This window comes from Gordonia sp. L191, assembly GCF_030077625.1.
Lineage (GTDB): Bacteria > Actinomycetota > Actinomycetes > Mycobacteriales > Mycobacteriaceae > Gordonia > Gordonia polyisoprenivorans_A.
Window position 1 is genome coordinate 5,207,530 of the sequence record NZ_CP125996.1, and the last position, 26,705, is coordinate 5,234,234.

The following is a 26,705-nucleotide window of genomic DNA, read 5'->3' on the forward strand; positions in this document are numbered from 1 at the left end:
GAATTCTCACCTGCGTGCGTAGCATCGACGGTGATGCTGCACATCGGTACCTCCGGCTGGCAATACCGGGATTGGCGCGGACATTTCTATCCGCGTCGAATCACGCAGCGAGAGTGGTTGGCATACTTCGCTTCCCAGTTCTGCAGCGTCGAGGTCAACAACACCTTCTACCGACTGCCCGACAGGGCGACATTCGAGTCGTGGCGCGACCAGCTGCCGGCCGGATTCCGAATGTCGGTCAAGATGAGCCGCTATCTGACCCACGTGAAGCGCCTCAAGGAGCCTGCGGAACCGATTGAGCGTTTTCTCGATCGCGCTGCGGGCCTGGGCTCCCGGCTCGGACCGGTTCTGTTGCAGCTGCCGCCGAACCTGCACGCCGAGCCGACGCAACTCGACGAGGTCCTGGGCCTCATCGGGAATCGAGCGCGCATCGTCGTCGAACCTCGCCACGACTCGTGGTGGTGCGACGAGGTTCGTGACGTGCTGGGCAAACACGACGCCGCGCTGTGCTGGGCGGATCGGCGCAGCCGCACTCTCACACCGCTCTGGGCGACAACCGATTTCGGGTATCTGCGCCTGCACGAAGGTCGGTCGTCGCGGTCGGTCGCCTACGGACAGGGCGCCATCGACTCCTGGCTGCGGCGAATCGCGGAGAACTTCGACGACTCCCACGACGTGTACGTGTACTTCAACAACGACACCGGCGGCGCGGCAGTCGACAACACGCTGACCATGATCCGCCGCGCCCGGGCCGCCGGGATGTCGGTGGCGGGCCCGGCGCGGCGGTGAGGCATTCGCTACTCCCTCAGCTGTCGCTACTCCCTCAGCTGTGCGCGGGGCTCACTTCGAGGAGGTGCGGCGCAAACGGGTGTTGACGAATTCGCGCATCCCCCACCGGCCGAGCTCACGCCCGAAGCCGGACCGCTTGACCCCGCCGAAGGGCAGACCCGGCAGCGTCGTCCCGTGTTCGTTGACATAGGCCATGCCGACGTCGAGCCGGTCGGCGACCTGCGCGGCCTTCTCGAGATCGGTGCCCCAGACCGAACCACTGAGCCCGAACTCGACATCGTTGGCCAGGGTCACCGCCTCGTCCACCGACCGGTAGCGATAAACCATCGCAACCGGGCCGAAGATCTCCTCGGAGTAGGCGTCCATGTCGGGGGTGATGTCGGTGAGCACGGCGGGCTGCAGGAATGCACCGTCCCGATCGAGCGGAGTGCCCCCGGTGCGCAGCGTCGCGCCCTGGCTGACCGCGGTCTGCACTTGTTCGGCGACGGTATCGCGCGCCTCGACCGACGACAGCGGCCCGACACGGGTATCGGTATCGGTCGGATCACCGACCACCGCGTCGTCGAATGCCTTGACCAGCCCGTTGACGAAGTCGTCGTAGAGCGCATCGGGCACGATGAATCGCTTGGGCGAATTACATGCCTGTCCGGTATTCGACAGTCGCGCACGGGAGGCCACCATGATGGTGCGGCCCAGGTCGGCGGTGTCGAGGAGGATGAACGGGTCTGATCCGCCGAGTTCGAGGACCGATTTCTTCAGGTTCTTCGCCGCCTCCTCGGCCACGGCCGCACTGGCCTTCTCGCTCCCGGTCAGGGAGACACCGCGAATCGCGTTGTGCTCCAGGAGCTTCGCCACCTGGTCACTGTTGGCGTAGGCGTTGATGTAGGCATCGTCGAGAACCCCCGCCTCGTGCAGGATCTCGGCCATGAGTGCCGAGGAGGCCGCGCAGATCGAGGCGTGCTTGAGGATGATGCTGTTGCCCAGCATCAGGTTCGGCGCGACGAAACGCGCCACCTGATAATAGGGATAGTTCCAGGGCATCACACCCACGAGCGGGCCGATCGGCTTGTGCTGCACCAGGGATTCGGCGGCACCCTGCGGGTCCAGTGGTTCGTCGACGAGCAGGTCGGGGCCGTGCTCGGCGTACCAGCGGTAGATGTCGGCGGCGAGTTGGACCTCTCCTGCGGCTTCCTTGGTGACCTTGCCCACCTCGGTCGTGATGGCAGCGGCGAGTTCGTCGGACCGCTTCTCGTACAGATCCGCGGTGCGGGCCAACGCTTCTGCGCGATCGATGACGGGCACGTCGCGCCAGCGTTCGTATCCGCCGAGGCTGCGTCGGGCGAGTTCGTCGATCTGATCATCGGAGAGCATCGCGAACTCGCGTTCGGTGATTCCCGTTGTCGGGTTGGTCGTCACATATGCACTCATGACCCGACGCTACGCGCGCCGACCGCGACCCTGTGGGCGATATGTCCGCTTTGTGGTTGCCGTGGCCCGCAGGGGCCGGAGGGGCGCGCGTCGACGATGCACAGATTTCTCCGTGTCCACAGGTCGGGTGCCTCATCGGTCACCGGGGCGCGCAGCGGTCGGCACTCCGCCTACCGTGCGAAGCGAGCCGGCCGGAGTCGGCGCCGCCACCGATGAAGGGAAACCGCATGTACGACAGCATCTTCGGGGAGTCCGAACGACACGGCCACGGCGACATCCCTTCACCGCCGCCACCCGAGGCGGTCATCGACGGGGCCGAACGAACGAGGAGCGCAGCGCACCTGCGGGCGCTGGTGATCGGGTCGCTCGAGGTCCTCGGTTCACTCGACGAGGAGACCGGCCCGATCTTCGAGTTCGATCCCGAGGGCGTGCTGACCATCCCCACCGAACCCTTCTCCCTCCGACTCATGGTCGATCCGTCGGTGCCGGTGATCGAACTGTCGGCGACGCTCGCCGACGGCATCCGCCCCTCGAGTGCTGTGGCCGAACTGATCTGCCGCCCGCTGTCGAATCCGTTCGTGAGCCTGACGCTGCACGAACAGACCGTCCGGGCGCGATTGTCGCTGGAGTCCACGGTCTTCCACATCGAGAACTTCGAGTCCGCGCTGGGTAATTGGGCGGTATTCCTGCGAGAGGAGGCACTCGCGCTGGCGCAGACGCTCGGGGCGTGCTCGACGCTGAGGTCCGACCGGGTCGCGACGACCCCACCCATACCCCGGGCCTCGTGACAAGATGGTCGGTCATGGACCACCGGGCGTTGACGGCCTTACCGAAGGCCGAGTTACACGTGCACATCGAGGGCACGCTCGAACCCGAGATGGTGTTCGCGCTCGCCCGGCGGAACTCGGTGACGCTGCCGTACGCCGACGTCGCCACGCTGCGGGCGGCACACGCGTTCACTGATCTGCCCGATTTCCTCGATCTGTACTACGCGTGCATGGCCGTGCTGCGGACCGAGCAGGACTTCGCCGACCTCGCGCAGGCCTACATACGAACAGCGGCATCGCAGGGCGTGCGCCACGCCGAGGTCTTCTTCGATCCGCAGGCGCACATCGTGCGCGGGGTGCCGGTGGACGTCGTGGTCACCGGGTTGCGGCGCGGGCTGGACGCCGGCGAGGCCGAGACCGGCCTGCACGCCGACCTCATCGCGTGCTTCCTGCGCGACCGCCCGGTCCGGGAGGCGCACGAGACACTCGACGCGCTGACCCCGCATCTCGGTTCGATCATCGGGGTGGGCCTCGACTCGGCCGAAGTGGGTTTCCCGCCCGGCCAGTTCGCTCCGGTCTTCAACCGCGCCCGTGAGGCCGGACTGCATGTGGTCGCGCACGCCGGGGAGGAAGGACCTCCGGACTACATCTGGGAGGCGCTGGACACGCTCGGCATCGAACGAGTCGATCACGGCATCCGCGCCCTGGAGAGTCCCGAACTCGTTCGGCGCCTGTGCGCCGATCGCATGCCGTTGACCGCCTGTCCGCTGTCGAACGTGCGCTTGCGGTGCGTGCCGACACTTGCCGAGCATCCGCTGCCGCGAATGCTGGCCGAAGGTCTGACCGTCACGATCAATTCCGACGATCCGGCGTATTTCGGCGGGTATGCCGGAGATACGTTCATCGCAATCGCCGATGCATTGGATCTCTCGAACGCCGATCTGATCACCCTGGCTCGCAACTCTTTTGCCGCCTCGTTCATCAGCGAGGAGGACCGGAATCGCTGGTCGGACGAGCTGGCGGACCCGCCGGCCTGACGCGTCCTACCCTGGAGGTCATGCATGTGGTGATCTATGGCGCGGGCGCGATCGGTGGGGTCATCGGCGCACACCTGCATGCGAACCGAACCCCGACGACGTTGGTCGCGCGGGGTGCGCATCTGGCGGCGATGCGCGAGCACGGACTCGTCCTCGACACCGCCGACGGACGTCAGGTGCATCGGATTCCGGTGGCCGCCAACGCCGGTGAGATCGAATGGACCGACGACACGGTGGTGTTGCTGTGTGTCAAGAGTCAGCAGACCGCCGACGCCCTCGACGACCTTCGGGCGCATGCGCCTGCGGACACACCGATCGCGTCGGCGCAGAACGGGGTTGCCAATGAGCCGGCGATTCTGCGTCGGTTCGCCCGGACGTACTCGGTGTGCGTGATGCTGCCGGCGTTGCACCTCGAACCGGGCGTGGTGGTGCAGGGGTCGGCGGCGCGTCCCGGCATCCTCGATGTGGGCCGCTTTCCGGCCGGCACCGATGAGGTGTCCGAGCAGATGGCGGAGCGTTTCCGCGCGGCCGGATTCCCCTCCGAACCCCGCGCGCAGATCACGGCGTGGAAGTACCGCAAATTGATCATGAACCTCGTGAACGGGATCGACGCCTGCTATCGCAATGACGGTGCAGCACATCGGGAGTTGGTGACACGCGCACGCGCCGAGGGCGAGGCGGCACTCGCTGCGTCGGGGATCGAGGCAGTCAGTGTCGAGACCGATCGCGAGCGCCGCGCCGACCACATCGTGCGCCGTGACACCGGGGAGGACAGCTATGGAAGCTCGACCTGGCAGAGCATCACGCGTGGTGTCGGCAACGTCGAAATCGATTACCTGGCAGGAGAGATCGTCCTTTTGGGGCGCCTGCACGGTGTGGCGACCCCGGTCAACGAACTCGTGCAGGCGGCCACGACGCGACTGGCCCGCGAACGCCTGCCGGCCGGAAGCCTGGACCCGGTGGAGGCGTTGGCGGGGCTACCCCCAGGCTAAGCCCCGGACTGAGCCGTGCCCGTCGACGAGTGCAGGTGATCGAACTCGTTGACCGACAGGATCTCCCGATATCCGTCGGGCTCGGCAAGCACCCGGGTGACCGAGGTGTAGTGCGGTTGGACGAACACCAATTGCGCCAGTCCGAGCACGTGGGTGAGGTAGGCGTTGATGACCCCGCCATGGCAGACGACGGCCACTCTGGATTCCTCTGCCGACCCAGCGATTGCCGACCCCGCGATCACACCCTCGATACCGCCGACCACTCGTGCGCGAAACTCCTCCGGATCGAAGGTGTTGGCGCCCAACCGTCCGGCGTTCAGATCGAGAACGAGATCACGCCGACGCGCATACGCGTCGAGGGTGATGCCGTACTCCTTCCACCCGCGGTCGAGTTCGGCGAGTCGGTCGTCGATGACGACGTCATGTCCGAGCACCCCACGCAGGGGCTCGGCGGTCTGCCAGGCGCGCCGCATCGGGCTGCTGACGATCGAGTGCACCGGGCCGTACCGTCCCTCACCGACCGACTGTGCCAGACGCTTGGCCTGCAGCCAGCCCTCGCCGGTGAGATCCGGGTCGGCACCGGACTCGTCGACCAGATGAAACGGCTTGGCATGACGAATCAGCAGGAGCTCCACGCCAGGTCAGCCCACACTCAGCACGGAGGTCACGTTGCGTAGCGCCGCCACCGAATGCCAGTCGATCGCCGCCGCGCAGTTACGACGCAGCAGCGCCAGGATCAAGGTGTTGACGACCTCGTTATCGGGGAGCACGTCGATGGCGGCCAACGTGATGTAGAGCCCGCTGAGCAACTGGATCTGGTAGTCGGCCACCGCGGTGGTCTCGTTGTATCCGTCGGACTTGCTCGCGAACTCCTCGACGTACCGGCGGATCAGTCGCATCTCGTGTGTTCGCCGGACCTCGGGTTCCACACTGCCGGAAAGGAAGTAGCCCACGTCGTACATCGGGTTGCGGAGTCCGGTGACCTGCCAGTCGATGATCACCGCACCGACACCGTCGGCGAGGGGCTCGAACAAGATGTTGTCGACCCGGGGATCACCGTGGGTAAACGTGAGCCGCCGGTGCGGGAGCAGGTGCCAGTCACGCACCAGGTCGCCGGCTTCGCGGATCACGTCCAGGGATTCCTCCGACAGATCTCGCGAAAACCGCTCGAGTGCTGCCGTCGCCCCGCGCGTCGCCTTGGACGACCAGTACTCGCACACCTCGGGGAGGCGGATCATCCAGGCCGGCGCGGTGGCGTCGGTCAGGGGGAAGAACTCTGAGTGCAGCCGTGCCAGTTCGACGACGACAGCTTCCGCCTCGGCGGGCCCGCACCCGGTGATCTGGTTGCCGGGAGTCGTCGTGCCGGTGAGATCCTCCATCACCAGATTGATCGTGGTCTCGTCACCGTTCACCCAGTACTTCAACGGAATTCGGCAGGCGAGTCGGTCGCTGATGTCGCGATACCCGCCGATCTCGCGGTGATAGGCACCGCTGTTGAGCCCGTGTTCGTGCACGGCCGGATCGCTCGGCTTGAGTTTGACCACCACCGATTCCGGTGCGTCACCGCGTTCACCGACGTAGTCGATCGTCACTCGCACGGTGTCGCTGACGTTGCCCGCCCCGATGGGCGCACTCGTCACCGACCGTACGGTGGCGCCGGGGATTCCAGATGCTCGCAGAACGCTTTGTATCCAGGCGGCCTCGATCTCGGCGACGCTGTCGATGAGTGCGGGTGCACCGGGGTTGTGCGGCTCGGTCTCGGTCATGACCATTCTCCTTCGAAGTAGCCGGAATTCCAGACGTCGGTGATGATTCCGGCTTCTGTCTTGAATATCTCGATGCCGCACAGCCGTTCGCCGGTGGTGATCCGGTGGGCGTTCCAGGTGAGTGAGGCGTAGGTGTCGTCGCCGATGAGGGTGACGACGGAGAACTTCGGTTCGTGTGCGGCGAGGTCGGCGCGGATTCGTTCGATCTGCTGGACGCGGGTGAGCGTCACGATGCCGCCGGCCGCGTGGCGGACCATGGGATCCGCACAGATCTCGTTGACGACGGCGAGGTCCTGATTGTTGTAGAGGTCGAACAGGTACCGTTCGACCACCTCGACGGGTGTGGGATGCACCGGGTTCTCCTAAGTCGATGACGATCGATCGCGGTGGCCCGCGGTCAGGTCGGTGAAGGCGGCGACCGTGCTCGCGAGCTCGCTCGGGGTGGCGCCGTGCATGATGACCCCGTCGACGCCGAGGTCGAACTGTGCCCGCGTGGCGACGGCACAGGCGTGCGGTGAGCCGGTTGCCGCGCAGGCCAGCCACTCGGCGGGGATCACCGCCTCGAGCGCCTCGAAAGTCGCAGCATCGCCGACAGCGTCGGCCCATCCCGGAAGTTGCTGGACGACTTCGGATTCCCGGAATCTCGCGAGCAACGCTGGATCCCACCGATTGGTGCGAACGAGCAGATCACCGTAGACCTGCAGGTAGGTGGCCAAGCGGCCGACGGTCTTCTTCCGGAACGTCTGTTCGTCGAGTTCGTCGGAGACCGTGGCGAAGCACGACCACACCTTCACCGCGGACGGATCGCGGCCCGCCTGTTCGGCCGATCTGCGGACCTCGCGCACGACGCGGGCGGTGGTCTCGTCGGAGAAGAACGTGTGCAGGACCACCACGTCGTAGGCGCGCCCGGCCATCGCGAGGGTCTGGTCACCGAATGCCATAGTGCCCAGCGGGATATCCTCGTTGAAGGTGGGGTCGAGGCGCAACACCGGGAACCGGCCGAGCGGACCGTCGTAGTCGCGGACCACCTCACCGCGCCACAGTCGCCGCATGAGGTGCGCGAACTCTTCGAGCTGCACGGTGGTGGTCTGCTCCAGACCCATCCCGGCGATCTGCGGGCGCAGTCCGCGGCCCACACCCAGCGTGAACCGTCCGCCGGTGAGCCGGTGCATGGTGGTGGCGAACGCCGCGGTGACGGCCGGATGCCGGGTGCTGATGTTGGTTGCCGCGGTGGTGATCCCGATCCTCTCGGTTGCCGCACCCGCGGCACCCGAGAGGACGCACGCCTCCTTGACGTTGAGCCGCTCGGAGATGAAGGCCTGCCCGAGCCCGAGCTGCTCGGCCTGCCGCAACTCGTCGAACATGTCCCGCGGGCTCGTGACATGTCCACCGAGTGTGTAGAAACCGAGTTGGTCGGTGCCGATCGATGCGTCCTCGAGTACCGCGGCGCCGGTGGGCTCAGACATGTGCGGCTCCGGAATTCGTTGCGGCCGAGAGTATGCGGTCGAGGCCATGGTGATCACGGGCGTGGATGAGGGCGTTGCGGGTCATCGAGACGAACAGGTCGTCTCCCCGCTCGCTGCGCGTCACGAGCATCGCCGCGGCCACCCCGATGACGAGATTCTGGAACGTGGCGATGGGATAGTCGGCGAGCAACCTGTCGAAGGGATAGTCGGCCACGCCCTGCGCGAGCAGTTCCTGGTGGTACACCTCGAGCAACTCGCGTTCGTGGGTGCGCCGCGTCTCGGTGTCGAGCGCGCCGCCGATGAAGTAGGCGACATCGATGATCCCCGGTCCGTAGATGACGGTCTGCCAGTCCAGCACCGCGAGCGGGACGTCTCCGCCGGCGGCGTCGAAGAGCACGTTGTCGGGTCGGAAGTCGCCGTGCTGCACGGTGAACGGGACGGTGCGCAGTGCGGCGTAGTAGGTGTCGATGTGGTCGGTGAAGGCGCCACCCAGCTCGATGTCGGCCTCGCTCAGCCGGTCTCGGTAGCGTTCGACGAAGCCGGCCCACCAGATCGGCATCATCTCGGTGAAACGTGACCAGTAGGTGTCCGAGATGTCGAGCCACGGCAGTCCGGCGAGTTCGTCGGAGCCCCAGTACGGCGCATGGATGCGAGCCGCCTCACGCATCGCCAGACGCACCTCGTCCACGGTGCACCCGGTGAGCTGATCACCGGCCCGGGCCGGGCTGAGGTCTTCCAACAAGAGCACGAATTCGGTGTTGTTCGAATCGATCTCGGCGTGATGGCATTCCGGGACGCGCACCGGCAGGCGTGGCGCGATCTGCTCGTAGAACCGCACCTCACGCAGATAGTTCATCTCGGTGCGCCCGGCTGCCCGGCTCTGCTCGTTCTCGGAGCTGATCTTGGCGACAAAGGACGACGGCGCGGGGGTATCCGCGGAATACGTCAGGCGGGCCTGAACGCTGTCGGCCACTTGTCCGGTCCCGATGGCAGAGGTCTCGAGCCCGCTGACCGTCACATCGGAACTCAGTACACCGTGGTCGTGGAGGATGCGGTCGATCCAGTCGGGGCAGATGTCGGAGGCATGCATGGTTACTCGAGTCCTAAGGATCGGTCGGCGCGGAATCGGTCGGCGCAGAATCAGTCGGTGGGGAGATGGGTCCGCGGGTGCGCGGGGAGATCACGGGCAGGTGGAATCGTCCGGTCCCGCCGAGGCGACTGACGGGACCGGACGAGTCGGGGGGGGCGGACGTCGTCAGAGCAGGGTGACGGTGCCCGCGGTACCGTCGACCTCGACCATCGCACCGTCGGTAATGCGTTTGGTGGCTTCGGTCGCCGAGACCACGCACGGGATTCCGAGCTCGCGGCTGACGATCGCAGCGTGAGAGAACGGTGCACCCACGTCGACCACCACGGCCGCGGCCGCGACGAACAGCGGCGTCCACGACGGGTCGGTGATGGGCGCGACGAGGATGTCACCGGGTTCGAGTGCCGAGGGGTCGTCGGGGCTGGTGATGACGCGCGCCCGACCGCGTGCGGTGCCCCCGCACGCCGGGACTCCGGCGATGCTCTCGCCCGCCGCGGCGATGCTCGCGGTGTGCGCCGATCGCAACGGCCATTCGGTCACCGGCGTCGGGGTGCCGTCGACGACGAACGGCGGCGTGCGGTCGAAGAGGTCGAGGTAGATGCGCTCACGCTCGATGAGCGTGTCGCGATAGGACGCCGGGTCGGCGATGAAGCCGTCGAGTTCGTCGGCGAAGACCATGAAGACCTGGCGTGCGTCTGCGATGGCGTTCTTCGCCGCCGCGCGTCGTCCCAATTCGAGTGCGGGCAAGCGCAATTCGTGGATCAGCATCGCTGCTGTGGTCCGGCCGCGTTCACGCCCGCGCATCCACAGTGCCGATGCGTTGAGCACGGCTTCGAACTGTGCGGAGGCCTCGGGGTCGGCGGCGACCATCTCACGGATCGCGGCCGCAGACGCGTCGCGCTGCGCGGCACGATCGGCCGACTTGCTCTCCGGGGCCTCCGATGCGTCGACCCCGCGCATGCGGTCAATGGTGGCCAATGCCAGGTCCGGATCGATTCCCCAGGTGATGGCCCGGATCTCCCATTCCGCGGGTCCACGGAAGTCCCAGTCGGCCAGGAAGCGGTCGAGTTGTTCGGTGAAGGCCACGACAGCCGGTGACTGCGATTCCTTGAGCTTGGCGTAGAGCCCCCGTGTCCCGGCTTCGAAGAGCGTGGCGATCTCGGGATCGCCTGCGGCGCGGCTCAATTCCCACATGCGCAGCGACGGCCCGGCGGAGTCGACGTTGCCGAGCCCGGCCACCAGGGTCAGTGCCTGCTCGGGTTTGCCCACCGCCTCGGCGAGTTGGGCGATGGCGCCGAGACCGACGCCGCTCTTCAGGCTGGCCTCGATGTGGTGTTTGAACAATCGGCGCAGCAGTGTCTCGAAGGAGTTCATCCGGTCGACGAGTTCCGCATCGGTCATGGCGCTCAGGTCCGGTCGCGTGCGCCGGATCTCCTCCACCTCCACCCGATCGGCGTCATAGGCGGCGAGATCTGTTGCACCCAACACCTGTTCGGCCAGCCAGGCGCCTGCCTTGGCCTCGAACTCCGGGTTCTCGTCGAAGTCGCGCCGCTCGCTCTCGTACGAGGGGATGCCGGGCATGTCGCCGAAGTACTGCAGGTCGACGGCCTCGGCGCTCATACCCGGCACACGAACCCCGAACAGGCGCATCAGCGACATGTTGATGTAGAGGTAACTGCCGAACGCCGGCAGGATGTTGAAGTCCACCTGGGTGTCGTAGAGATCGTGACCCCAGACGCCACACGCGACGAACGCGTCGCGCCACCCCGGCTCGAGCGTGTGCTGGAATCCGAGCGACGCATTCAGCGGAGTGATCGGGTCGGGAAAGATCTCTCCGACATTGGCCCGCGAATACAGCGGGTAGAGCTTCGAGGTCTCGTCCATCAGGGGCCAGCTGTTCATTCGTGGCGTCCTTCCCTGTCGTGTGTTGTCGTCATGGCATCGGGAGTCGAGGTATCGATCCGCAATCGGTTAGCGAATACTGCGTCACATTATTGTGTGATGGCCCTCACGTTGTCAATGGAGTCGCCGCTCGAGTTTCGGCCTGTGAGCGCGACAGATGCCGATCTGCCACCAAGCGCACTGGACACATATGTGATTTGTCAGTCACACTTCAGGGGTCGAGACGCGACGGACGAACGGAGATCGCGATGCGGATTCTGGTGACCAACGACGACGGCTACGACGCGCCCGGGCTGAGTGCCGCCGCGTCGGCCCTCATCGAGGCAGGTCACGACGTGATCGTGGCTGCACCGCTCACCGAACGCAGCGGAAGTGGTAGTTCGCTCGGCAGCATCGAGGACGGCACCCACATCCCGGTGCTGTCCACGTCATTGCCAGGACTGGGTACGACGCCGGTGTATGCCTTCGACTGTCCACCGGCGCTGGCCGTGGTCGCGTGCTGCGCCGGAAGCTACGGCCGCGCACCCGATCTCGTCGTCAGTGGAGTCAATCCCGGCCACAACACCGGGCGCTCGATCCTGTTCTCCTCCACGGTCGGGGCCGTCCTGGCGGCTCGCGTGGCGGGCATCAGCGGGCTCGCGGTCAGTTGCGGATTCCCGCCGGCACACCGCTACGACACCGCTGCCGCAGTGATCACCCGCATCGTCGAGTGGATGACGGAATCGGGATCGCCGCGAATGTCGTTAAATGTCAACGTTCCCGACGTCGATTACGCCGACCTGGGGGGTATCCGGATCACCGCTCTGGCCGCCCGCAGCATGTTCAGCATCCGGATGTCGCCGGCCGAGGGCGGACTGACCCTGCATCGTGAGGAACGCTCACGGGGCTTCACCGAGGGCACCGACAGCGCCGCCGTCGCGGCGGGATATGTGTCGGTGACCGCGCTGAGCGGTGTCGGCGACGAGAACGCAACCCTCGAGCTCGACTCCCGGCACGACGAGATCCTGGGCGCCCTCGAAAGGCTGTGACTCAACGCCTTTCGAGGACACCGGCCCTGGTTGGGTCACTCCTCGTCGGCGGCCTCGCGTTCGCGACCCGTCGTCAGCAGCAGGTCCTGATGCAGCTCCATCCAGATGTCGTGGTAGCTGTCGTACATCGGCCGGGCAAAGGCCGCGGTATCACCCCCGCGGACCTTCTCCAGGGCTGCCCCGAGTCGCCCGGCGTAGCGGTACAGGCGGGGCGCGGCGGTATCGGCGGGGGCGAGGACGACGATGACGCGCTCATGGATCCCGCCCAGGTCGTCGACGACCCCGGCGTCGTAGGCGGCGTCGGAGTGATCGTTCGGCGACCCGTCGGCGGTCATCTGCCAAGCAGCACAGACCTTCTTGAAGTCGGAGTTGATCGGTAGGAACTTCTCGTAGACGTCGAGTACCTGCGCCAGGACGGCGTCGTCGAGGATGGTCTCCGCCGAGCGCCGGTCGTACTCGGCGCGTCCGGCCGGGGTGAGCATGGTGCCGCTCATCCGCGGGGTATCCCGGCGGATCGCCCACCCGTTCTCCACGACGCCGGCGACCGCCGGGGCGAGGGTTGCGTCGTCGAGTCCGGTCATATCACCCAGGAAGGTGTCCGAGGCAAGGCCTTTGACCTTCAGGGCGTGCAGGATCTCGAAGACGGCGGGGTCGGTGGCGTTGATGGCGCTCATACTCTCTCTCCTTGATGCGCAGTCGATTCCGACTGCTGTGTCGGCGGGGTGGCGAAGCGGGCAACCAGGGCGCGCTTGTCGAGCTTTCCGGTGGCCAGCCGCGGCAGATCGGAGGTCAGCTCGACGATCCGCGGAGCCTTGAAATGGGCGAGACGATCTCGCGCGTAGGCGATGATGTCGGCCGGGGCGGCGGTCCGGCCCGGACGCAGCTCGACGACCGCCTTGACCGACTCACCGAACTCGGCGTCCGGTACGCCGATGACCCCGACGTCGGCGATCGCCGGATGGGTCAGCAGCGCCGCCTCCACCTCGTCCGGGTAGATGTTCACGCCACCGGAGATGATCATGAATCCGGCGCGTCCGACGAGGTAGAGGAATCCGTCGTCATCGAGGTGCCCGATATCGCCCATCTGCTTGAGTTCGCCGCCGGCAGCGCCCGGACTGCGGTAGGCCTGCTGCCCGAGCGCCTCGAAACACACCCGGCCGTCGACACCCGCCGGCACGTCGGCCCCGGACTCGTCGACGATGTGGACGCGCGTCGCGCCCAGCGGGCGCCCGACCGAACCCGGTTGTGTGCGTGCCTCTTTCGGGTCGATATAGGTGTGGCCGTATCCCTCGGAGGCACCGTAGTACTCGTGCAGGATGTCGCCCCACCACTCCAGGATCTGCTCCTTGACGTGTACCGGGCAGGGCGCTCCCGAGGTGAACGCCACCCGGTGCGTCGGGGACAGCGGCAGCCGCTCGCGATCGGGTAGGCGCAACAATCGGATCAGCATGGTGGGTACCCACTGGGAATGGGTCACGCCGTAGGTCAAGATCGCGGCCATCGCGCCCGCGGCGTCGAAGCGCTCCATGCACACCACGGTGCCGCCGGCGGCGAGCGTGATGAGTTGGAAGGTGAAGGGCGCGGCGTGGTAGTTCGGCGCCGGCGACAACAGCACGGTGTGCGCGTCGACGCCGAGCTTGGTGACCAGCCCCGAGTGACGTTGCGGCGCATCGGCCGGGTGGACACCGAGCAACTGTTGCGCGAACCGCTTCGGCCGGCCGGTCGTGCCGCCGCTGTAGAGGACACGGGCACCGAGTAGTTCGTCGGCGACGGGGGTCTCCGGCAATCCCGCGGTCGCGGCGTCGAGGTCGGCGCATCCGTCGGGAGCGCCGTCGGCGCACAACACCAGCGGGGTCACCGGCAGTGCGGCCACGGCCGCGAGGACTGTTTCGGCGAGCGCCACACTGGTGACGATCACGTCGGGTGCCGCCTCGTCGAGCAGGACGGTGAGCTCGGTGCCGGTGAGGTGCCAGTTGACCGGGGTCACGTAGAGACCGGTGCGCATCCCGGCGGCGACCACCACCGGCCAGACCAGGTTGTTCTCCATGACGATCACCATCGTCGACCCCGGCGCCACCTGGTGTCGGCGCAGGTAATGGGCCATTCGGTTGGAGCGACGGTCGAGGTCGTCGTAGGTGAGACGGTCCCCTGAACCGGCCATCACATATGCCACGGCGTCGGGGCGCTCACGCGCTGTGGTGGGTGGGTACACGTTCCTCCTGGGGCTGCACACGATGGTGGTCTGGGTCGAATCGTTTGCGAACTGTCAGTCGCATTGGAGCAGGTCTACCGGGGCCTCGCCAACACGTCTTCGGAACATATTAGGTTCTTGCTTGTGGTTCACACCACACCTTAGTCTATGCTTTAGTGAAACCACAGTCGCAAACCACAGCCTCCTGGAGATGAGATGACCATCGCCGACCACATCGACCTGATGGACCTGGCCCCGTTTGCCGCCGGAACCGACGGCGCACTCTTCGCACGCCTGCGCAACGACGACCCGCTGCACTGGAACGAAGAGCCGGAGGGTCCTGGCTTCTGGTCGGTGACCCGCTATGAGGACATCAAAACCGTTGCCGCCGATGCCGAGACGTTCTCGGTGACCGACGGAACCCAGATCCAGAGCCGCCGCGCCGAGGGTGAGGGCGCGCGCAGCATCCATCACGTCGACCCCCCGGAGCACACGAAGCTCCGCGGAATCGTCACACCGCAGGTGCGGCCGGTCAAGCTCAAGGCGCTCGAGGGCGACATCTCCGCCGTCATCGATCAACTCCTCGACGACGCGCAGGGCCACGACGGCATCGACTTCGTCTCGGCGGTGGCCGCGCAACTGCCGCTGGTGATGATCGGACGACTGCTCGGCGCACCCCTGGAGGATTGCCCGAACCTGCTGCGCTGGACCAATCAGATGGCCAGTGAGGACCCCACCTATTCCGAGGGGCCGCAGACCGCCGTGCGCGCACGGGAGGAGGCGTTCGACTATTTCCGCGGCCTCGAGCGGTTGCGGCGCGAGTGCCCGGCCGACGACCTGATCAGCGTCCTGACCGCCGCCGAGCTCGACGGTGTGCCGCTGAGCCGCGGATACCTCGACGCCTACTACCTGATCCTGATGGTCGCCGGTAACGAGACCACCCGGAATCTGTTGTCGGGTGGGGTCAACGTGCTCGCCGAGAATCCGCGATGGTGGGACCACATGCGGGAGAACCCCAACAAGATCCGGGTCGTGGTGGAAGAGATGGTCCGCTGGGTGACGCCGGTGATCTCGATGCGCCGCACCGCAACCCGCGACGTCGAGATGCACGGCAAGACCATCGCCGCCGGGGACAAGGTGGTGATGTGGTTCTGCTCGGCCAATCGCGACGAGCGGGTCTTCGACGACCCGGACACCTTCATCGGCACCCGATTCCCCAACGAGCACCTCGGTTTCGGTTGGGGTGCCCACGCCTGCCTCGGCTCCAATCTGGCCAAACTGGAAGCGAAGTTGTTCTTCACCCGGGTCATCGAGCGCGGCCTGGCGATCGACGTCCTCGACGGCCCGGACCGATTGCAGAGCAACTTCTTCCGCGGTATCAAGTCGTTGCCGGTGACGGTGCGGGCGCATCGATGACCGCCGCCGTGAGCACCCGGCACGCGCCCGCCGCCGTCATCGGGCACCACGAGGTGACGGGCTCGGCCACGATCGATGTGGTGGACCCGTTCTCCGACAGCGTCATCGGCACCACCGGCATCGCCGAGCCGGCGATCGTGGCGCAGGCCGTCGACGCGGCGGCAGACGCCTTTCCCGGGTGGTCGGCGACCCCGGCCGCCGACCGGGCCGCGGTGCTGCGGCGCGCCGCCGACCTGATCGAGAACCACGCCTCGCTCGCCACGACCGTGTCCGCCGAGATGGGCATGCCGATCAGTCTCGCGGGCGTCACACAGCAGTCGATGCCGGCATCGGTGCTCCGCGAGTTCGCCTGCTCGCTGGAGACATTCGCCTTCACCGAGGACATCGACGGCGCGCGGCTGCACCGTGTGCCGGCCGGGGTGGTCGGCGCGATCACCCCGTGGAACATGCCCGTCCATCAGATCATCGCGAAGGTCGGGGCGGCGCTCGCGGCGGGCTGTACCGTCGTCCTCAAACCGTCGGAGGCAACACCGTTCGACGCCCTGCTGGTACGCGAATGCCTGATCGCCGCCGGACTCCCCGCCGGCGCGCTGGCCGTCGTCAACGGCACCGGTGAGAGCACGGGGGCCGCACTCTCGAGCAACCCGGGGGTGGCGCACGTGTCGTTCACCGGCAGTGTCCGGGCGGGTCGGTCGGTGGCCGCCAATGCCGCGGCGTCGCTGCGCCGGGCGACACTCGAACTCGGCGGCAAGTCACCGGCCGTGGTCCTCCCCGACGCCGATCTCGATGCCGTCGTTCCCCGGGTGCTGGCCTCCGGACTGGTCAATTCCGGGCAGGCCTGCAATGCGACCACGCGTCTGGTGCTGCCGGCGAGTCGCGCCACCGAGGCAGAATCCATCATGGCCGAGGCGATCTCGGCGTTCCGGCTGGGCGATCCGGCCGATCCGTCGACCACCCACGGACCACTCGCCTCCCGCACGCACACCGAGAAGGTGCTCGCGCACATCGAGGCGGCCCGTGCCGACGGCGGGCGCATCGTCGCCGGCTCCGGCGAGAGCCTGGCCCTCGGCCGGTCACGGTGCTTCGTCACGCCGGTGGTGTTCGCCGACCTCCCGGCCGACGCCAGGGCCGTTCGCGAGGAGATCTTCGGCCCGGTGCTCGTCACCCAGTACTACGACGACCTCGCCGACGCGATCGCCATGGCCAACGACTCCGACTACGGCCTGTCGGCCGAGGTCTGGTCGGCCCGAACCGAATCCGCCGTCGAGGTCGCCGGCCATCTCGACGTCGGCCAGGTGAAGATCAACGGCGTGCGCACCCGCGAACGCCCGGCGGTGCCCTTCGGCGGCACCAAGAACTCCGGCTACGGCCGCGAACTCGGCGCCGTCGGTATGGCCGAGTTCACCGAGATCAAGGCGGTGATGTCATGAACGAGCATCTCGATGTCTCCAACGACCACGTGGAGGGCACCTCGGACGGTCCCGGGGGACGCACGATCGTGGTGACCGGCGCGGCGTCGGGTATCGGTGCCGCCCTGGTGCGTCGCCTGCTCGACGCCGATCCACAGACCACGGTGATCGCTCTCGATCTCCACGAGAACACGGACCCGCGAGCACGATTCGTCCACTGCGACCTCTCGGATCCGAGCTCGATCGCGGCTGTCGCACTCCCCGACCACATCGACGCGCTGGCCAACGTCGCCGGGGTTCCCGGCACCGCGCCGGCGTCGGTCGTCCTGGCGGTCAACACCCTCGGCGTCCGCGCACTGACACTGCGCGTCCTGGAGCGGATGACCACCGGCGCGGCAGTGGTCAACGTCGCCTCACTCGCCGCGCATCGCAACACCCAACCGCCCGAACGCATCACCGAACTCCTCGCGGCCAAGAGCCGCGATGACATCGACCGCTGGGTCGCGGAGACCGGGGTCGACGGCTCGGCGGCCTACGACAGTTCCAAACGCGCACTGGTGGACTGGACCGTCGCGCTCTCCGCGGCGTTGCAGCCCCGCGGAGTCCGCGCCGCCTCGGTGAGCCCCGGCCCCACCGAGACACCCATCCTCGGCGACTTCGAGCAGTCCATGGGGGTCGAGGCCATCAGCCGATCGGCCGGTGCGGTGGGACGACACGGCACCGCCGCGGAAACCGCCGCCGCCATCGACTTCGTGATCTCCCCGGACGCCTCGTGGGTCAACGGCATCGACATCCCCGTCGACGGTGGGCTCAGCGCCATCCGAGCGGCCTCCGTCGAGAACCCACTGCGCCCCGTCGCCACCGACTCCCGCTCCTCCTCACCCGTCTGAACGCACCGGACCAAAGGATCACCCCGATGACCACCACACACACCCGACACGTACTCGCACTCGATGGTTCGGCCCCCGCCGACCGTGAACTGCTGGGCGGCAAAGCCTTCAGCGTCAACCGGATGCGAGCGCTCGGTCTCCCGGTCCCGCCGGCCTTCGCGCTGGCGACCCCGCTGTGCGGCACGTACCACGGCGCCGGGGGTCACCTCCCCGACGATGTGTGGCACGACACCCTGGCCGCGCTCGAACAACTCGAACGGGAGACCGGAAAGCGCTTCGGGCAGGGCCCTTTCCCGCTGTTGGTGTCGGTACGGTCCGGTGCCGCCCAGAGCATGCCGGGCATGATGGACACCGTGCTCAATCTCGGCCTGACCGAACCGCTGGTGACCGACCTCGGGGCGGCGACCGGGGACCCGGCGTGGGCCCGCGACACCTGGCAGCGGTTCTGCACCGGTTACGGCGAGATCGTGCTCGGCGACAACACCGCACTGCCACCGGCGGATCCCTACGATCAGCTGCGGGAGGCGATCGGGGCGGTCTTCGGGTCGTGGACCAACGACCGCGTGGCCGCCTACCGACGGCGCCATGGTCTCGGAGCGGGCGGTGGCACCGCGGTGACCGTCCAGGCGATGGTCTTCGGCAATCGCGACGAGCACTCGGGTACCGGCGTGGTGTTCAGCCGCGACCCGGCCACCGGTGAACGAACGTTGTTCGGCGAGTGGCTGTCTCGCGCACAGGGCGAGGACGTCGTATCCGGTGAGCGCACACCCGAGACGATTGCGCAGTTCGCCGCGCACGACCCCGAGTTGTATCGACAGCTGGCCGAGATCGCCGAGATCCTCGAGCAGGAGCATCGCGACCTCGTCGACATCGAGTTCACCGTCGAATCCGGACGTCTGTACATGCTGCAGTGCCGTTCGGGGAAACGGTCGGCACGTGCGGCGGCGCGGATCGCGGTGGAACTGGTGCGCGAGGGCGTGATCTCCGAGGCCGAGGCACTCGAGCGGGTCAGTGCCGAGCAGGTACGCACACTTCTCGAGGACTCCACCGTCAGCGGGGCGGCCGAACCGATCGCCCGGGGCGTCGGTGCGGGGCCCGGAGCCGCGACGGGCATCGTCTACACCGATACCGATGCCGCGTGCGCGGCCGCCGCGGAGGGCGAGGCGGTGGTGCTGGTGCGCCCATCGACCTCACCGGTGGACGTCCCGGCGATGTTCGAGTCCGTGGCGGTGGTCACCGAGGTCGGGGGCACCACCTCGCACGCCGCCCTCGTCTGCCGCGAGATCGGCGTGCCGTGCGTGGTCGGATGCGGCACCGGGCTCAGCGCGGAACTCGACGGTCGCACCGTCACCGTCGACGGCACCACCGGAACCATCTACGACGGCGACACCTTGACGGCCGGCGACGGACAGGACGAGTACCTGACGGCGTTGGCGGGGTTCCTGCCCGATCCGACGCCCGCCGACCATCCGCTCACGCTGCTCGTACGGCCCACCCTGTAGGACTCGGCCCGATGACATCCGAGTCAAACAACCCCGGCACCGACGGGATCGACGCGGTCTACACCGCCGCCGGACTGATGGACGAGTCGCCGTCGGTTGCCAAGCGCCCCAACCGGCGTGGCGAGCAGACCCGCGACAAGCTGGTCAAGGCCGCAGTCGAGTGCTTCACCGAGTACGGGTACACCCGCACCAGGATCTCCGACATCACCCACCACGCCGACACCGCGCAGGGCAACTTCTACCGGCACTTCACCAGCCTCGACGACATCTTCCTCGCGGCGCTGCGGCCGTCGCTGAGCGAGCTCGCCGCCGCTCGCCTACGACCGGATCACGCGCACGGCGAACTCGAATCACTGATCGAGGTCAATACGACCTATTTGCAGTCGTATTCACGCAACCGGCACATGCTGCGTCTTCTCCGTGAGGCGGCCGCCGCGAGCGAGAACAAGGGATTCCAGCAGTTGTGGCTCAACCTGCGCGCCGACTTCGTCCGGCGCACCGAGCGGTGGCTGACCCGGCTCGAAGATCAGGGCGTCATCGCGCACTGCGACAAGAACCTGCTGGCCGAGACCCTCGGTTGCGCCACCGAGCAGATGGCCTACGTGCACGTCGGCCTGCCGGTCACCGCCCCGCGTCGCGAACGGATCGAGGATCTCGGTCGCGCACTGGGTGAATTGTGGTATCGCGCACTGCCACTCGCGGAATCCGGTGACGGGGTGCACCGGTGACGGCAGCGACGGCGGGAGCGGGAGCAACGGCGGGGGTCGATCCAACGCCGATCGAATCGGGTTCGCGCACACTGGGTATCGACGTCGAGGTCGTCGGGGTCGTCGACGAGACCGCCGATGCCCGCACCATTCGCTTTCGGCTACCCGACGGGGTCGAGCAACGCCCCGGGCAGTTCGTCACCATCCGCATCCCCAGCGACCGGACCGGTTCGGTGGCGCGCAGCTACTCGTTGAGCACCGCACCCGGGCTCGACGACATCCCGGCCGTGACCATCAAACGCGTCACCGACGGCTACGGGTCGAACTGGTTGTGTGACAACATCTCCGCGGGCGATGTCCTGCACATCATCCCACCGTCGGGGGTGTTCACCCCACACTCGTGGCAGCATCCGCTGACCTTGTTCGCCGCGGGCAGCGGCATCACGCCGATCATGTCGATCCTACGGTCGGCGCTGGAACTGCACACCTGTCCGGTCACCCTCTTCTACGCCAACCGCGACCGGCCGTCGACCATCTTCGCCGACGAACTCGACCGGCTGGCCGCACGCCATCCGGGGCGACTCCGCGTGCACCATTGGCGAGAGGACTCCGACGGGCTGCCGACCGCCGAGGCCGTCGCCCCGCTCTGCGCCGAGGTGTCCGGCGGCGAGGTCTTCGTGTGCGGTCCGGCGCCGTTCATGGATCTCGTGGAGCGCGAAGCGCTCGCGGCGGGCGTGACGCACACCGATCTGCACATCGAACGATACGTGTCGTTGACCGGCGACCCCTTCACCCTGTCGGTGACCGACGAGAGCTCCGCACAGTGCGCGCTCACCGTCCACATCGACGGCAGCGTCTCCGAGATCGGTTGCGCCACCACGACTCCCCTGCTCGACGCGATGCTGTCGGAAGGGATCGACGCGCCGTACTCGTGTCGTGAGGGTGATTGCGGGTCCTGCGTCGCCCGACTGGTCTCGGGCACCGTGGATCACGGGAACGGCATCGCGCTCGAACCCGAGGACATCGACGACGGCTACCTCCTGGCGTGTCAGGCGACGCCTCGCTCGGCCGAGGTGGAGATCGAGATCGAATAGTCGGCGTCAGCCGTTGTAGGCCCAGACCGACACCCAGTCGACCTGCAGGTGCCCGGAGCTGGTGCCGTTGCCGTTGGTCTCGGCCTGCAGTTGCCAGCGCATCGGGCCCGACGGCACCCAGGCGGTGGTGTCGAGGACGACGGTGTTGTCGAGCAGGTAGCGGATGCGGCCGGGACTCCATTCCATCGTGTAGGTGTGCCAGTTGGTGAACGTGGCCCCGATGTCGGTGGCGACGGCCTGACAGCTGACACACGACCCGAGACCGGAGTAGTGGTGATAGCCCTTGGCGGTGCCCGCGAGGGATCCCTCGGGGAAGTCGAACTCACCGCCGGCGGGCCATTGTTCGGACTGTGGCCAGAGCAGGAAGGCCACATAGTATTCGGAGAGTCCCGGACGGTCGACGCGCATTCGCACGGAATAGCGGCCGTAGGTCTGGTACTGGCTCGATCCGGTGATCAGCGGCGACGGATTCGCACCGGCGGGTTTTCCGTCGACCTGATGGAGAAAGAAATCGAGCATGCCGCCGTCAACCGAGAGCACCGCGTCGGGGCGATAGGGGCGTTTCTGGTAGGTGTCGAGATAGCATTGGGGATAGGTGCGCCATTTCTGGCCCTGCGCGCCGGTGTAGACGATCTTGTCGGGCTCACACGAATTGGCCCACGAGCCGAGTGCCGCGTTCTTGGTGAATTCGTCGGCGAAGATGTGGCGCCATCCGGGGAGGCTCGCCGTGGGGGCCGCCTGGCCGGAGGGACTGGTGACCGCTGCCGGGGTGGTCGGCGTGGTCGTGGGTGGCGTGGTCGTGGGTGGCGTGGTGGTGGCAGGAGTGGTTGTGGTCGGCGTGGTGGTGGGTGCAGCCGCGGCCGAGGTGAGTGTCCATCGTTGTGCCGTCGTCCCTGCGCAGGTCCGCAGCGAGACCGCGCCGTTTGCGGCGGTCAGACAGTAGTTGCCGTAGTTGGGTCGTAGCGAGTCGTTGGCGCCTTGACCCCAGACCTGGGACGGCGAGGTCGAGCAGGTCGCGATCTCGAGGTTGCGGCCGTTGGCGATGACCGCCCCGACCGGTTGCAGGCAGAGACCCTGCACACGAGCGCGGCCGTCGGCGCCAACCGTCCACCGCTGGTTGGCCCCGTCGTGGCATTGGTAGAGCAGTACCCGGTTGCCGGGGCGGGCCGCGGCATCGGAGTTGTCGAGGCATTGGCCGTTCAGCACGGATTTGACCGCGAATGTCGAATCGGCGGCCGATGCGGGTCCGTTGGCGAGCACCATTCCCGCAATGCCGAGAATGCTGCAGACAACAACGCACACCGCTTTTCGCACTGGTCCGCTCCTGATTCCTTGTTTCATGCCTGATGATTATTTGGCATTGCTGCCGTGGGAATGATTGCATTTGGGAAAACAGTACGAAACCGACAGAATGCGCGAGCCGCCCCGGCGGCGCGTGTGTCGTGCTGCCGGTGGGCCGAGGCGGTGTCGGCGAGAGCCCGTCGGACCCATGCCCTACCGTGGTGGCGTGACTGGGGCACGTCAGCCGCTCCGTGCGGGACAGATCATCGTCGGCGACACCGGGTATCGCTACCGGATCGACGGGCTCCTCGACGGCGGCGGCTTCGGCCACGTCTATCGCGCATCACGGCTGGCGTCGTCGAGCGATCGGGTGACGCGCAAGGTCTGCGTCAAGGTGTGTGCGAGCGCCGCGGACTGGCACGGTGAGGCGCACATGGGGCATCTGCTCGCCGGCCGGCGGGAGGTGGTCGCGCTGCTCGACGCCTTCGCCTTCGGTTCCGGTCCCGGACGCATGACGCGCTATGTCATCGTCACCGAGTGGATGCGCGAGGGTACGGTCGGCGATCTCGTGGCCGACGGTGTGTGGGCGGGATGGCGTCCGGCACGGGTCCGTCGTGAGATCCGCGGCCTGCTCGGTCTGATCACCGTGATGCACGCGGCCGGCGTCACCCACCGCGACATCAAGCCCGACAACGTCTTCCTGCGCGACGGCCGGCTCGCTCTCGGAGATTTCGGGATCGCCAAACATGCACTGACACCGCGGCATTCACCGCTGGACGCCTACACACCGGCATACATGCCCGCCGATGTCGACGACTACCGTCACTGGGCGACGTGGTTCGACATCTATCAGCTCGGCCTGCTCACCTGCACCCTGTTGACCGGGGCGGACTGGACCAACGACGACGTCTCCCGCATCCGCGACCTCGACGCGCCCGAGGATCTCAAGTGCTGGATCTGGCACGCGACCGCGGCCAAGGGCACCCGCTACGTCGACGGCACGCAGGCCCTGCGCGCACTGACGGATCTGCACAAGGTCGACATGAGTCCCGCGCGGGGACCGGCACGGCTGGCCGGGCACCGCGTGGTGATCACCGGCCGGTTCAGTACCGGCACCCAGCAGGAGCTGACCACGTTGATCGAGGAATCCGGGGCGGCCGTGCAGTCGATGGTCGGCGACGACACCACCGTGCTCGTGCGCGCCCATCAGATCGACGGCGGCCTCGGGGCACACGAGGGCCGCAAGTTGTTCGCCGCACGGGAACGCAAACGGCGCGGCCAGGCACTGCACGTGATCGACGAGGACCGGCTGTGCCGGCTGATCGGGCTCACCCCCGTCTGAGCCCCCGTCTGTCTCCTCCTGCCTGTGTCCTGTAACGCGCAACGGTGTAGGGCCGATCACACCGGCACCGAACTGTGTCGGGTCGCGCTGAACAACGGGTGACGCGATGGCGACGGGCATTCGACATCGTGGTGCCGGCAGGACGGTTGGCCCTGGGTCCTACGAATGGGGGGATCCTCGTGCGCGATGCGGCACTCGGTGGTGGGGAACCGTAACCTCGCAACCAGGTCTCGATGCAGTCAGGGTCACGATGCAGTCCGGGTCATGATGCAGCCAGATCACGATGCGGCCGGGCGTCGAGCAGCCGGATCGTCGAGCAGCCGGATCGTCGAGCGCCGGCCGGACGAGGGTTTTCACCCGGATGAGAGGTGTGCCATGGGTGCAGACGACATGCGTGCAGACGACATGCGCGGGAACGTCGACTTCGACACGGCCGTCAGCGATGCCTGGGCCCGATACCGTCACCTGCTCGCCGCACTTCTGGCCGACCTCGACGACGGAGCGACACTCGTCGTCGAACAGAACCTCGAGATCCCCGAGGGATCGCACGGCGTGCTGAACTTCTGCGCCCACGAGGACCGCATCGTGTGCACGATCGTCGAGGGTGACCTGCATCCACATCCCGACGTGCTGCGCGAGAACATCGCCGATCTCGAACTCCTCGGCTGGGATCGCGACGACGGTGACGGATCGTTGACCTCCGAGGCCGATCGAGCCCAGGTCGACGCTCTCGCCGCGCTGGCCGCCACCACCCTGATCGAGATCTGGGGAGTCGGACATCCGGCCTTCCTGACCGGGGACGCGCCGGCCCGTCACGAGCCGGCGCTCGAGGTGATCGCCCTGCCCGCACGGCACAGTGACCTACGGGCGATGGTGCTCGAGGCGCTCGAGACCATGTCGGGGCATCCGGTGGTGGTCGACGACGACGGCGACATCCCGTTGCCGACCGGTGAGGTGAAGTCGTGGCTGCGAATCCTGCCCACACGCCCGACACTGGAGTTCTTCGGCACCGTCGTCGAGCACGTCACGGATCTGCCTGCGGCCTACCGCTTCGTGGCGACCGAGACGCTGCCCTACACCGGGATCAAGCTCGTCGTGCACGACACCTGCATCGTCGCCGTGCTGACGGTGGAGGCCACCGCGTTCTCCCGGCACAACGTCGCGGCCGGTATCGGCCAGTGGTTACAGTTCGTCGAGGAGGTGCGCCCGGAGATCGTCGCGGCGCTCACCCACGACGCCTGCGGGCCGGATCTCTGAGGCCGTCCCGACCTACCGCGCCCACTGCAGGGTGTCGGCCCACGTGAGTGCCGCGGTCTCGGAGTATGCGCCGAGTCCGTGCTGGTCGTTGTAGGTCTGGTAATCGATCTCGGCGCCGTTGGCGCGGGCACGGTCGACCCATGCCGAGGTCAGTGGAGCCGGCGCGACCACGTCGAGCGTGCCCTGCTGGATGAGCATCGGAGCGCGGTAGCCAGTGTCGGGGACGGCGGAGAGCTCGTGCACCACGCCGATCAGCGGCCCCTCGGCCAGTGGTTTGGTCACCATCTGGCCGACGTTGTACTGCCGCGTCGACGGACTGAACTCCGGATAGCACTGTGTCGCAGCGTCTTCGACGAGTTTCTTACCCAGCGGCGTGAGGTAGGAGTCGACGTCGACGTCGGGGCGCGCGGCCTTCACACCGGCAAGCACGTAGGACACGTACGTCACGTAGTCGGGAACCGCGACGGGCGGGACGCCGGGCGCGACGACCTTCAGTAGCTGTGAGGTGTCGACGGGCACCGAGCTGGCGGCCACACCCACGTTGTGGAGTTCGGGTGCGTAGGTGGGTGCGAGATGTCCGGCCCAGACGGCGCTCTGGCCGCCCTGGGAACCACCGGAGGTGAGATAGTCGGTGCCGGCTCGGGTGTCGGTGTACTGCGCGACGACGGTCCGCGCGGCGCGTACCGAGTCGATCACGTTCTTGCCCTGCATCTCTCCGTCGGCGTAGGGGTGTACGCCCGGTCCGCCGACGCCCGCGTATTCGGTGGCGGTGATGACGTAGCCGTCGTCGAGCCAGGGGCCCATCCAGTCGTGCCAGCGTTCCTTGCCGTCGACGCGGACGCCCATCCGGTCGGTGACCGTGCAGCCGTCGCCGAGTCCGGCGGTACCGTGCGCCCACGCGAAGATGCGGTAGTCACCGCCGTGCGGGTTCTTCTCGGGGATCGAGACGGTGGCGCGGACCGGGATCAGCGTGCCCTGCGCGTTCTCCGACAGGTAGGTCATCGCGATCACCTGGCGGGCGCCGGTCATGCGGGCGTCCTTCTCGTCGGTGATGTCGGTGGAACTGAGCACCGTGCCCGCGCCGGCCTTGGACGTGAGACTCGGCGCCGCCTGTGCAGTTGGTGACCCGGGCGGGGGCGACCACAACAGGCCGACCACCCCGATCAGTAGTGCACCCAGCACCAGTCCTCGTCGACGCACTGCAGCGGTCCCCTCTCCCTCTTCGGCTGCGGGCTGCGGCCCGCAGCACACCGGACTTCCCCAATGCCGGTTAGGTTAACCTAAGCGGCCGAGGGTCCGGTCGGGCGGGATCGTCGAGGGCAGGTTGTTGCAGATGAGAGCGCTTCCCCGGCCG

Annotated in this window: 24 protein-coding genes; 13 read left to right on the forward strand and 11 right to left on the reverse strand. The window is 67.4% G+C overall.

The features are described 5' to 3' along the window. The first annotated feature begins 33 nt into the window (after positions 1 to 33). The gene (locus QNM97_RS23410; protein ID WP_283820543.1) at positions 34 to 789 is read left to right on the forward strand and encodes a DUF72 domain-containing protein; all 756 of its coding nucleotides are present in this window, start codon (positions 34 to 36) and stop codon (positions 787 to 789) included. A gap of 51 nt (positions 790 to 840) precedes the next feature. Here QNM97_RS23410 and QNM97_RS23415 read toward each other — a convergent pair whose 3' ends face one another. Continuing rightward, entirely contained in the window at positions 841 to 2,217 is a 1,377-nt protein-coding gene (locus QNM97_RS23415; protein ID WP_283820544.1) for an NAD-dependent succinate-semialdehyde dehydrogenase, read from the reverse strand. Positions 2,218 to 2,444: 227 nt separating this feature from the next. Between QNM97_RS23415 and QNM97_RS23420 the strand changes: the two genes are divergently transcribed. The 3 genes from QNM97_RS23420 to QNM97_RS23430 are packed head-to-tail and all read left to right on the forward strand — an operon-like array spanning position 2,445 to position 5,013. Beyond that, a complete protein-coding gene (locus QNM97_RS23420; protein WP_283820545.1) occupies positions 2,445 to 3,005 on the forward strand; it encodes a hypothetical protein in 561 nt (186 codons plus the stop codon). Between the two features lie 14 nt (positions 3,006 to 3,019). Next, positions 3,020 to 4,021 carry an adenosine deaminase gene (locus QNM97_RS23425; protein WP_283823304.1) on the forward strand — a complete coding sequence of 334 codons (1,002 nt, stop codon included), beginning with the start codon at positions 3,020 to 3,022 and terminating at the stop codon, positions 4,019 to 4,021. Positions 4,022 to 4,041: 20 nt separating this feature from the next. Then, on the forward strand, positions 4,042 to 5,013 hold the full coding sequence (locus QNM97_RS23430) for a ketopantoate reductase family protein (RefSeq protein ID WP_283820546.1): 972 nt from the start codon (positions 4,042 to 4,044) through the stop codon (positions 5,011 to 5,013). Here the strand turns inward: QNM97_RS23430 and QNM97_RS23435 are convergent. The 6 genes from QNM97_RS23435 to QNM97_RS23460 all read right to left on the reverse strand — a co-directional run bounded on the left by QNM97_RS23435 (position 5,010) and on the right by QNM97_RS23460 (position 11,234). Then, positions 5,010 to 5,648, reverse strand: a complete 639-nt coding sequence (locus tag QNM97_RS23435) for a histidine phosphatase family protein (protein ID WP_283820547.1) — start codon at positions 5,646 to 5,648, stop codon at positions 5,010 to 5,012. The genes QNM97_RS23430 and QNM97_RS23435 overlap by 4 nt on opposite strands. A 6-nt stretch (positions 5,649 to 5,654) precedes the next feature. Then, complete coding sequence (locus QNM97_RS23440; protein WP_283820548.1) at positions 5,655 to 6,779, reverse strand: phosphotransferase family protein; 1,125 nt, start codon at positions 6,777 to 6,779, stop codon at positions 5,655 to 5,657. After that, complete coding sequence (locus QNM97_RS23445) at positions 6,776 to 7,132, reverse strand: hypothetical protein (protein WP_283820549.1); 357 nt, start codon at positions 7,130 to 7,132, stop codon at positions 6,776 to 6,778. The genes QNM97_RS23440 and QNM97_RS23445 overlap by 4 nt, the downstream gene beginning before the upstream one ends. A gap of 9 nt (positions 7,133 to 7,141) precedes the next feature. After that, the gene (locus QNM97_RS23450) at positions 7,142 to 8,245 is read right to left on the reverse strand and encodes a TIGR03857 family LLM class F420-dependent oxidoreductase (protein ID WP_283820550.1); all 1,104 of its coding nucleotides are present in this window, start codon (positions 8,243 to 8,245) and stop codon (positions 7,142 to 7,144) included. Then, on the reverse strand, positions 8,238 to 9,335 hold the full coding sequence (locus tag QNM97_RS23455) for a phosphotransferase (RefSeq protein WP_283820551.1): 1,098 nt from the start codon (positions 9,333 to 9,335) through the stop codon (positions 8,238 to 8,240). Before QNM97_RS23455 ends, QNM97_RS23450 begins: the two co-directional genes overlap by 8 nt. A gap of 165 nt (positions 9,336 to 9,500) precedes the next feature. Then, a complete protein-coding gene (locus QNM97_RS23460; protein WP_283820552.1) occupies positions 9,501 to 11,234 on the reverse strand; it encodes a PEP-utilizing enzyme in 1,734 nt (577 codons plus the stop codon). 248 nt (positions 11,235 to 11,482) lie between these two features. On the opposite strand from QNM97_RS23460, the gene surE reads away from it, so the two are divergent. Next, complete coding sequence (gene surE, locus QNM97_RS23465; RefSeq protein ID WP_283820553.1) at positions 11,483 to 12,262, forward strand: 5'/3'-nucleotidase SurE; 780 nt, start codon at positions 11,483 to 11,485, stop codon at positions 12,260 to 12,262. A 35-nt stretch (positions 12,263 to 12,297) separates the two neighbouring features. Here the strand turns inward: surE and QNM97_RS23470 are convergent, their stop codons facing one another. Both QNM97_RS23470 and QNM97_RS23475 read right to left on the reverse strand, forming a co-directional pair. Further along, positions 12,298 to 12,936: a MarR family transcriptional regulator gene (locus tag QNM97_RS23470; RefSeq protein ID WP_283820554.1), complete on the reverse strand. Its 639-nt coding sequence runs from the start codon at positions 12,934 to 12,936 to the stop codon at positions 12,298 to 12,300. Next, a complete protein-coding gene (locus QNM97_RS23475) occupies positions 12,933 to 14,474 on the reverse strand; it encodes an AMP-binding protein (RefSeq protein WP_283820555.1) in 1,542 nt (513 codons plus the stop codon). Before QNM97_RS23475 ends, QNM97_RS23470 begins: the two co-directional genes overlap by 4 nt. 195 nt (positions 14,475 to 14,669) lie before the next feature. On the opposite strand from QNM97_RS23475, the gene QNM97_RS23480 reads away from it, so the two are divergent. Genes QNM97_RS23480 through QNM97_RS23505 form a run of 6 tightly spaced genes read left to right on the forward strand, consistent with a single transcriptional unit; the run spans position 14,670 to position 21,471 of the window. Further along, a complete protein-coding gene (locus QNM97_RS23480; RefSeq protein ID WP_283820556.1) occupies positions 14,670 to 15,869 on the forward strand; it encodes a cytochrome P450 in 1,200 nt (399 codons plus the stop codon). Continuing rightward, positions 15,866 to 17,299, forward strand: a complete 1,434-nt coding sequence (locus QNM97_RS23485; protein WP_283820557.1) for an aldehyde dehydrogenase family protein — start codon at positions 15,866 to 15,868, stop codon at positions 17,297 to 17,299. Before QNM97_RS23480 ends, QNM97_RS23485 begins: the two co-directional genes overlap by 4 nt. Continuing rightward, positions 17,296 to 18,168: a coniferyl-alcohol dehydrogenase gene (locus tag QNM97_RS23490; protein ID WP_283820558.1), complete on the forward strand. Its 873-nt coding sequence runs from the start codon at positions 17,296 to 17,298 to the stop codon at positions 18,166 to 18,168. Before QNM97_RS23485 ends, QNM97_RS23490 begins: the two co-directional genes overlap by 4 nt. A 26-nt stretch (positions 18,169 to 18,194) precedes the next feature. Then, positions 18,195 to 19,670 carry a pyruvate, phosphate dikinase gene (locus QNM97_RS23495; RefSeq protein WP_283820559.1) on the forward strand — a complete coding sequence of 492 codons (1,476 nt, stop codon included), beginning with the start codon at positions 18,195 to 18,197 and terminating at the stop codon, positions 19,668 to 19,670. 11 nt (positions 19,671 to 19,681) lie between these two features. Next, on the forward strand, positions 19,682 to 20,398 hold the full coding sequence (locus QNM97_RS23500; protein ID WP_283820560.1) for a TetR/AcrR family transcriptional regulator: 717 nt from the start codon (positions 19,682 to 19,684) through the stop codon (positions 20,396 to 20,398). Then, complete coding sequence (locus QNM97_RS23505) at positions 20,395 to 21,471, forward strand: 2Fe-2S iron-sulfur cluster-binding protein (protein WP_502874958.1); 1,077 nt, start codon at positions 20,395 to 20,397, stop codon at positions 21,469 to 21,471. Before QNM97_RS23500 ends, QNM97_RS23505 begins: the two co-directional genes overlap by 4 nt. A 6-nt stretch (positions 21,472 to 21,477) precedes the next feature. Here the strand turns inward: QNM97_RS23505 and QNM97_RS23510 are convergent, their stop codons facing one another. Further along, positions 21,478 to 22,785: a ricin-type beta-trefoil lectin domain protein gene (locus tag QNM97_RS23510; protein ID WP_208793464.1), complete on the reverse strand. Its 1,308-nt coding sequence runs from the start codon at positions 22,783 to 22,785 to the stop codon at positions 21,478 to 21,480. Positions 22,786 to 22,978: 193 nt separating this feature from the next. On the opposite strand from QNM97_RS23510, the gene QNM97_RS23515 reads away from it, so the two are divergent. Both QNM97_RS23515 and QNM97_RS23520 read left to right on the forward strand, forming a co-directional pair. Then, positions 22,979 to 24,094 carry a protein kinase domain-containing protein gene (locus tag QNM97_RS23515; protein ID WP_283820561.1) on the forward strand — a complete coding sequence of 372 codons (1,116 nt, stop codon included), beginning with the start codon at positions 22,979 to 22,981 and terminating at the stop codon, positions 24,092 to 24,094. A gap of 264 nt (positions 24,095 to 24,358) precedes the next feature. Continuing rightward, positions 24,359 to 25,351, forward strand: coding sequence for a TY-Chap domain-containing protein (locus QNM97_RS23520; protein WP_283820562.1), 993 nt, complete (start codon positions 24,359 to 24,361; stop codon positions 25,349 to 25,351). Positions 25,352 to 25,363: 12 nt separating this feature from the next. Here the strand turns inward: QNM97_RS23520 and QNM97_RS23525 are convergent, their stop codons facing one another. Beyond that, positions 25,364 to 26,551 carry a lipase family protein gene (locus QNM97_RS23525; RefSeq protein ID WP_502874959.1) on the reverse strand — a complete coding sequence of 396 codons (1,188 nt, stop codon included), beginning with the start codon at positions 26,549 to 26,551 and terminating at the stop codon, positions 25,364 to 25,366. Positions 26,552 to 26,705: the final 154 nt, after the last annotated feature.

What these genes read in the sequence shown, in the direction of transcription:
- QNM97_RS23410 (WP_283820543.1), top strand. Translation starts at nt 34, where the DNA reads ATGCTGCACATCGGTACCTCCGGCTGGCAATACCGGGATTGGCGCGGA.
- QNM97_RS23415 (WP_283820544.1), bottom strand. Translation starts at nt 2,217, where the DNA reads ATGAGTGCATATGTGACGACCAACCCGACAACGGGAATCACCGAACGC.
- QNM97_RS23420 (WP_283820545.1), top strand. Translation starts at nt 2,445, where the DNA reads ATGTACGACAGCATCTTCGGGGAGTCCGAACGACACGGCCACGGCGAC.
- QNM97_RS23425 (WP_283823304.1), top strand. Translation starts at nt 3,020, where the DNA reads ATGGACCACCGGGCGTTGACGGCCTTACCGAAGGCCGAGTTACACGTG.
- QNM97_RS23430 (WP_283820546.1), top strand. Translation starts at nt 4,042, where the DNA reads ATGCATGTGGTGATCTATGGCGCGGGCGCGATCGGTGGGGTCATCGGC.
- QNM97_RS23440 (WP_283820548.1), bottom strand. Translation starts at nt 6,779, where the DNA reads ATGACCGAGACCGAGCCGCACAACCCCGGTGCACCCGCACTCATCGAC.
- QNM97_RS23450 (WP_283820550.1), bottom strand. Translation starts at nt 8,245, where the DNA reads ATGTCTGAGCCCACCGGCGCCGCGGTACTCGAGGACGCATCGATCGGC.
- QNM97_RS23455 (WP_283820551.1), bottom strand. Translation starts at nt 9,335, where the DNA reads ATGCATGCCTCCGACATCTGCCCCGACTGGATCGACCGCATCCTCCAC.
- QNM97_RS23460 (WP_283820552.1), bottom strand. Translation starts at nt 11,234, where the DNA reads ATGAACAGCTGGCCCCTGATGGACGAGACCTCGAAGCTCTACCCGCTG.
- surE (WP_283820553.1), top strand. Translation starts at nt 11,483, where the DNA reads ATGCGGATTCTGGTGACCAACGACGACGGCTACGACGCGCCCGGGCTG.
- QNM97_RS23470 (WP_283820554.1), bottom strand. Translation starts at nt 12,936, where the DNA reads ATGAGCGCCATCAACGCCACCGACCCCGCCGTCTTCGAGATCCTGCAC.
- QNM97_RS23480 (WP_283820556.1), top strand. Translation starts at nt 14,670, where the DNA reads ATGACCATCGCCGACCACATCGACCTGATGGACCTGGCCCCGTTTGCC.
- QNM97_RS23485 (WP_283820557.1), top strand. Translation starts at nt 15,866, where the DNA reads ATGACCGCCGCCGTGAGCACCCGGCACGCGCCCGCCGCCGTCATCGGG.
- QNM97_RS23490 (WP_283820558.1), top strand. Translation starts at nt 17,296, where the DNA reads ATGAACGAGCATCTCGATGTCTCCAACGACCACGTGGAGGGCACCTCG.
- QNM97_RS23495 (WP_283820559.1), top strand. Translation starts at nt 18,195, where the DNA reads ATGACCACCACACACACCCGACACGTACTCGCACTCGATGGTTCGGCC.
- QNM97_RS23500 (WP_283820560.1), top strand. Translation starts at nt 19,682, where the DNA reads ATGACATCCGAGTCAAACAACCCCGGCACCGACGGGATCGACGCGGTC.
- QNM97_RS23520 (WP_283820562.1), top strand. Translation starts at nt 24,359, where the DNA reads ATGATGCAGCCAGATCACGATGCGGCCGGGCGTCGAGCAGCCGGATCG.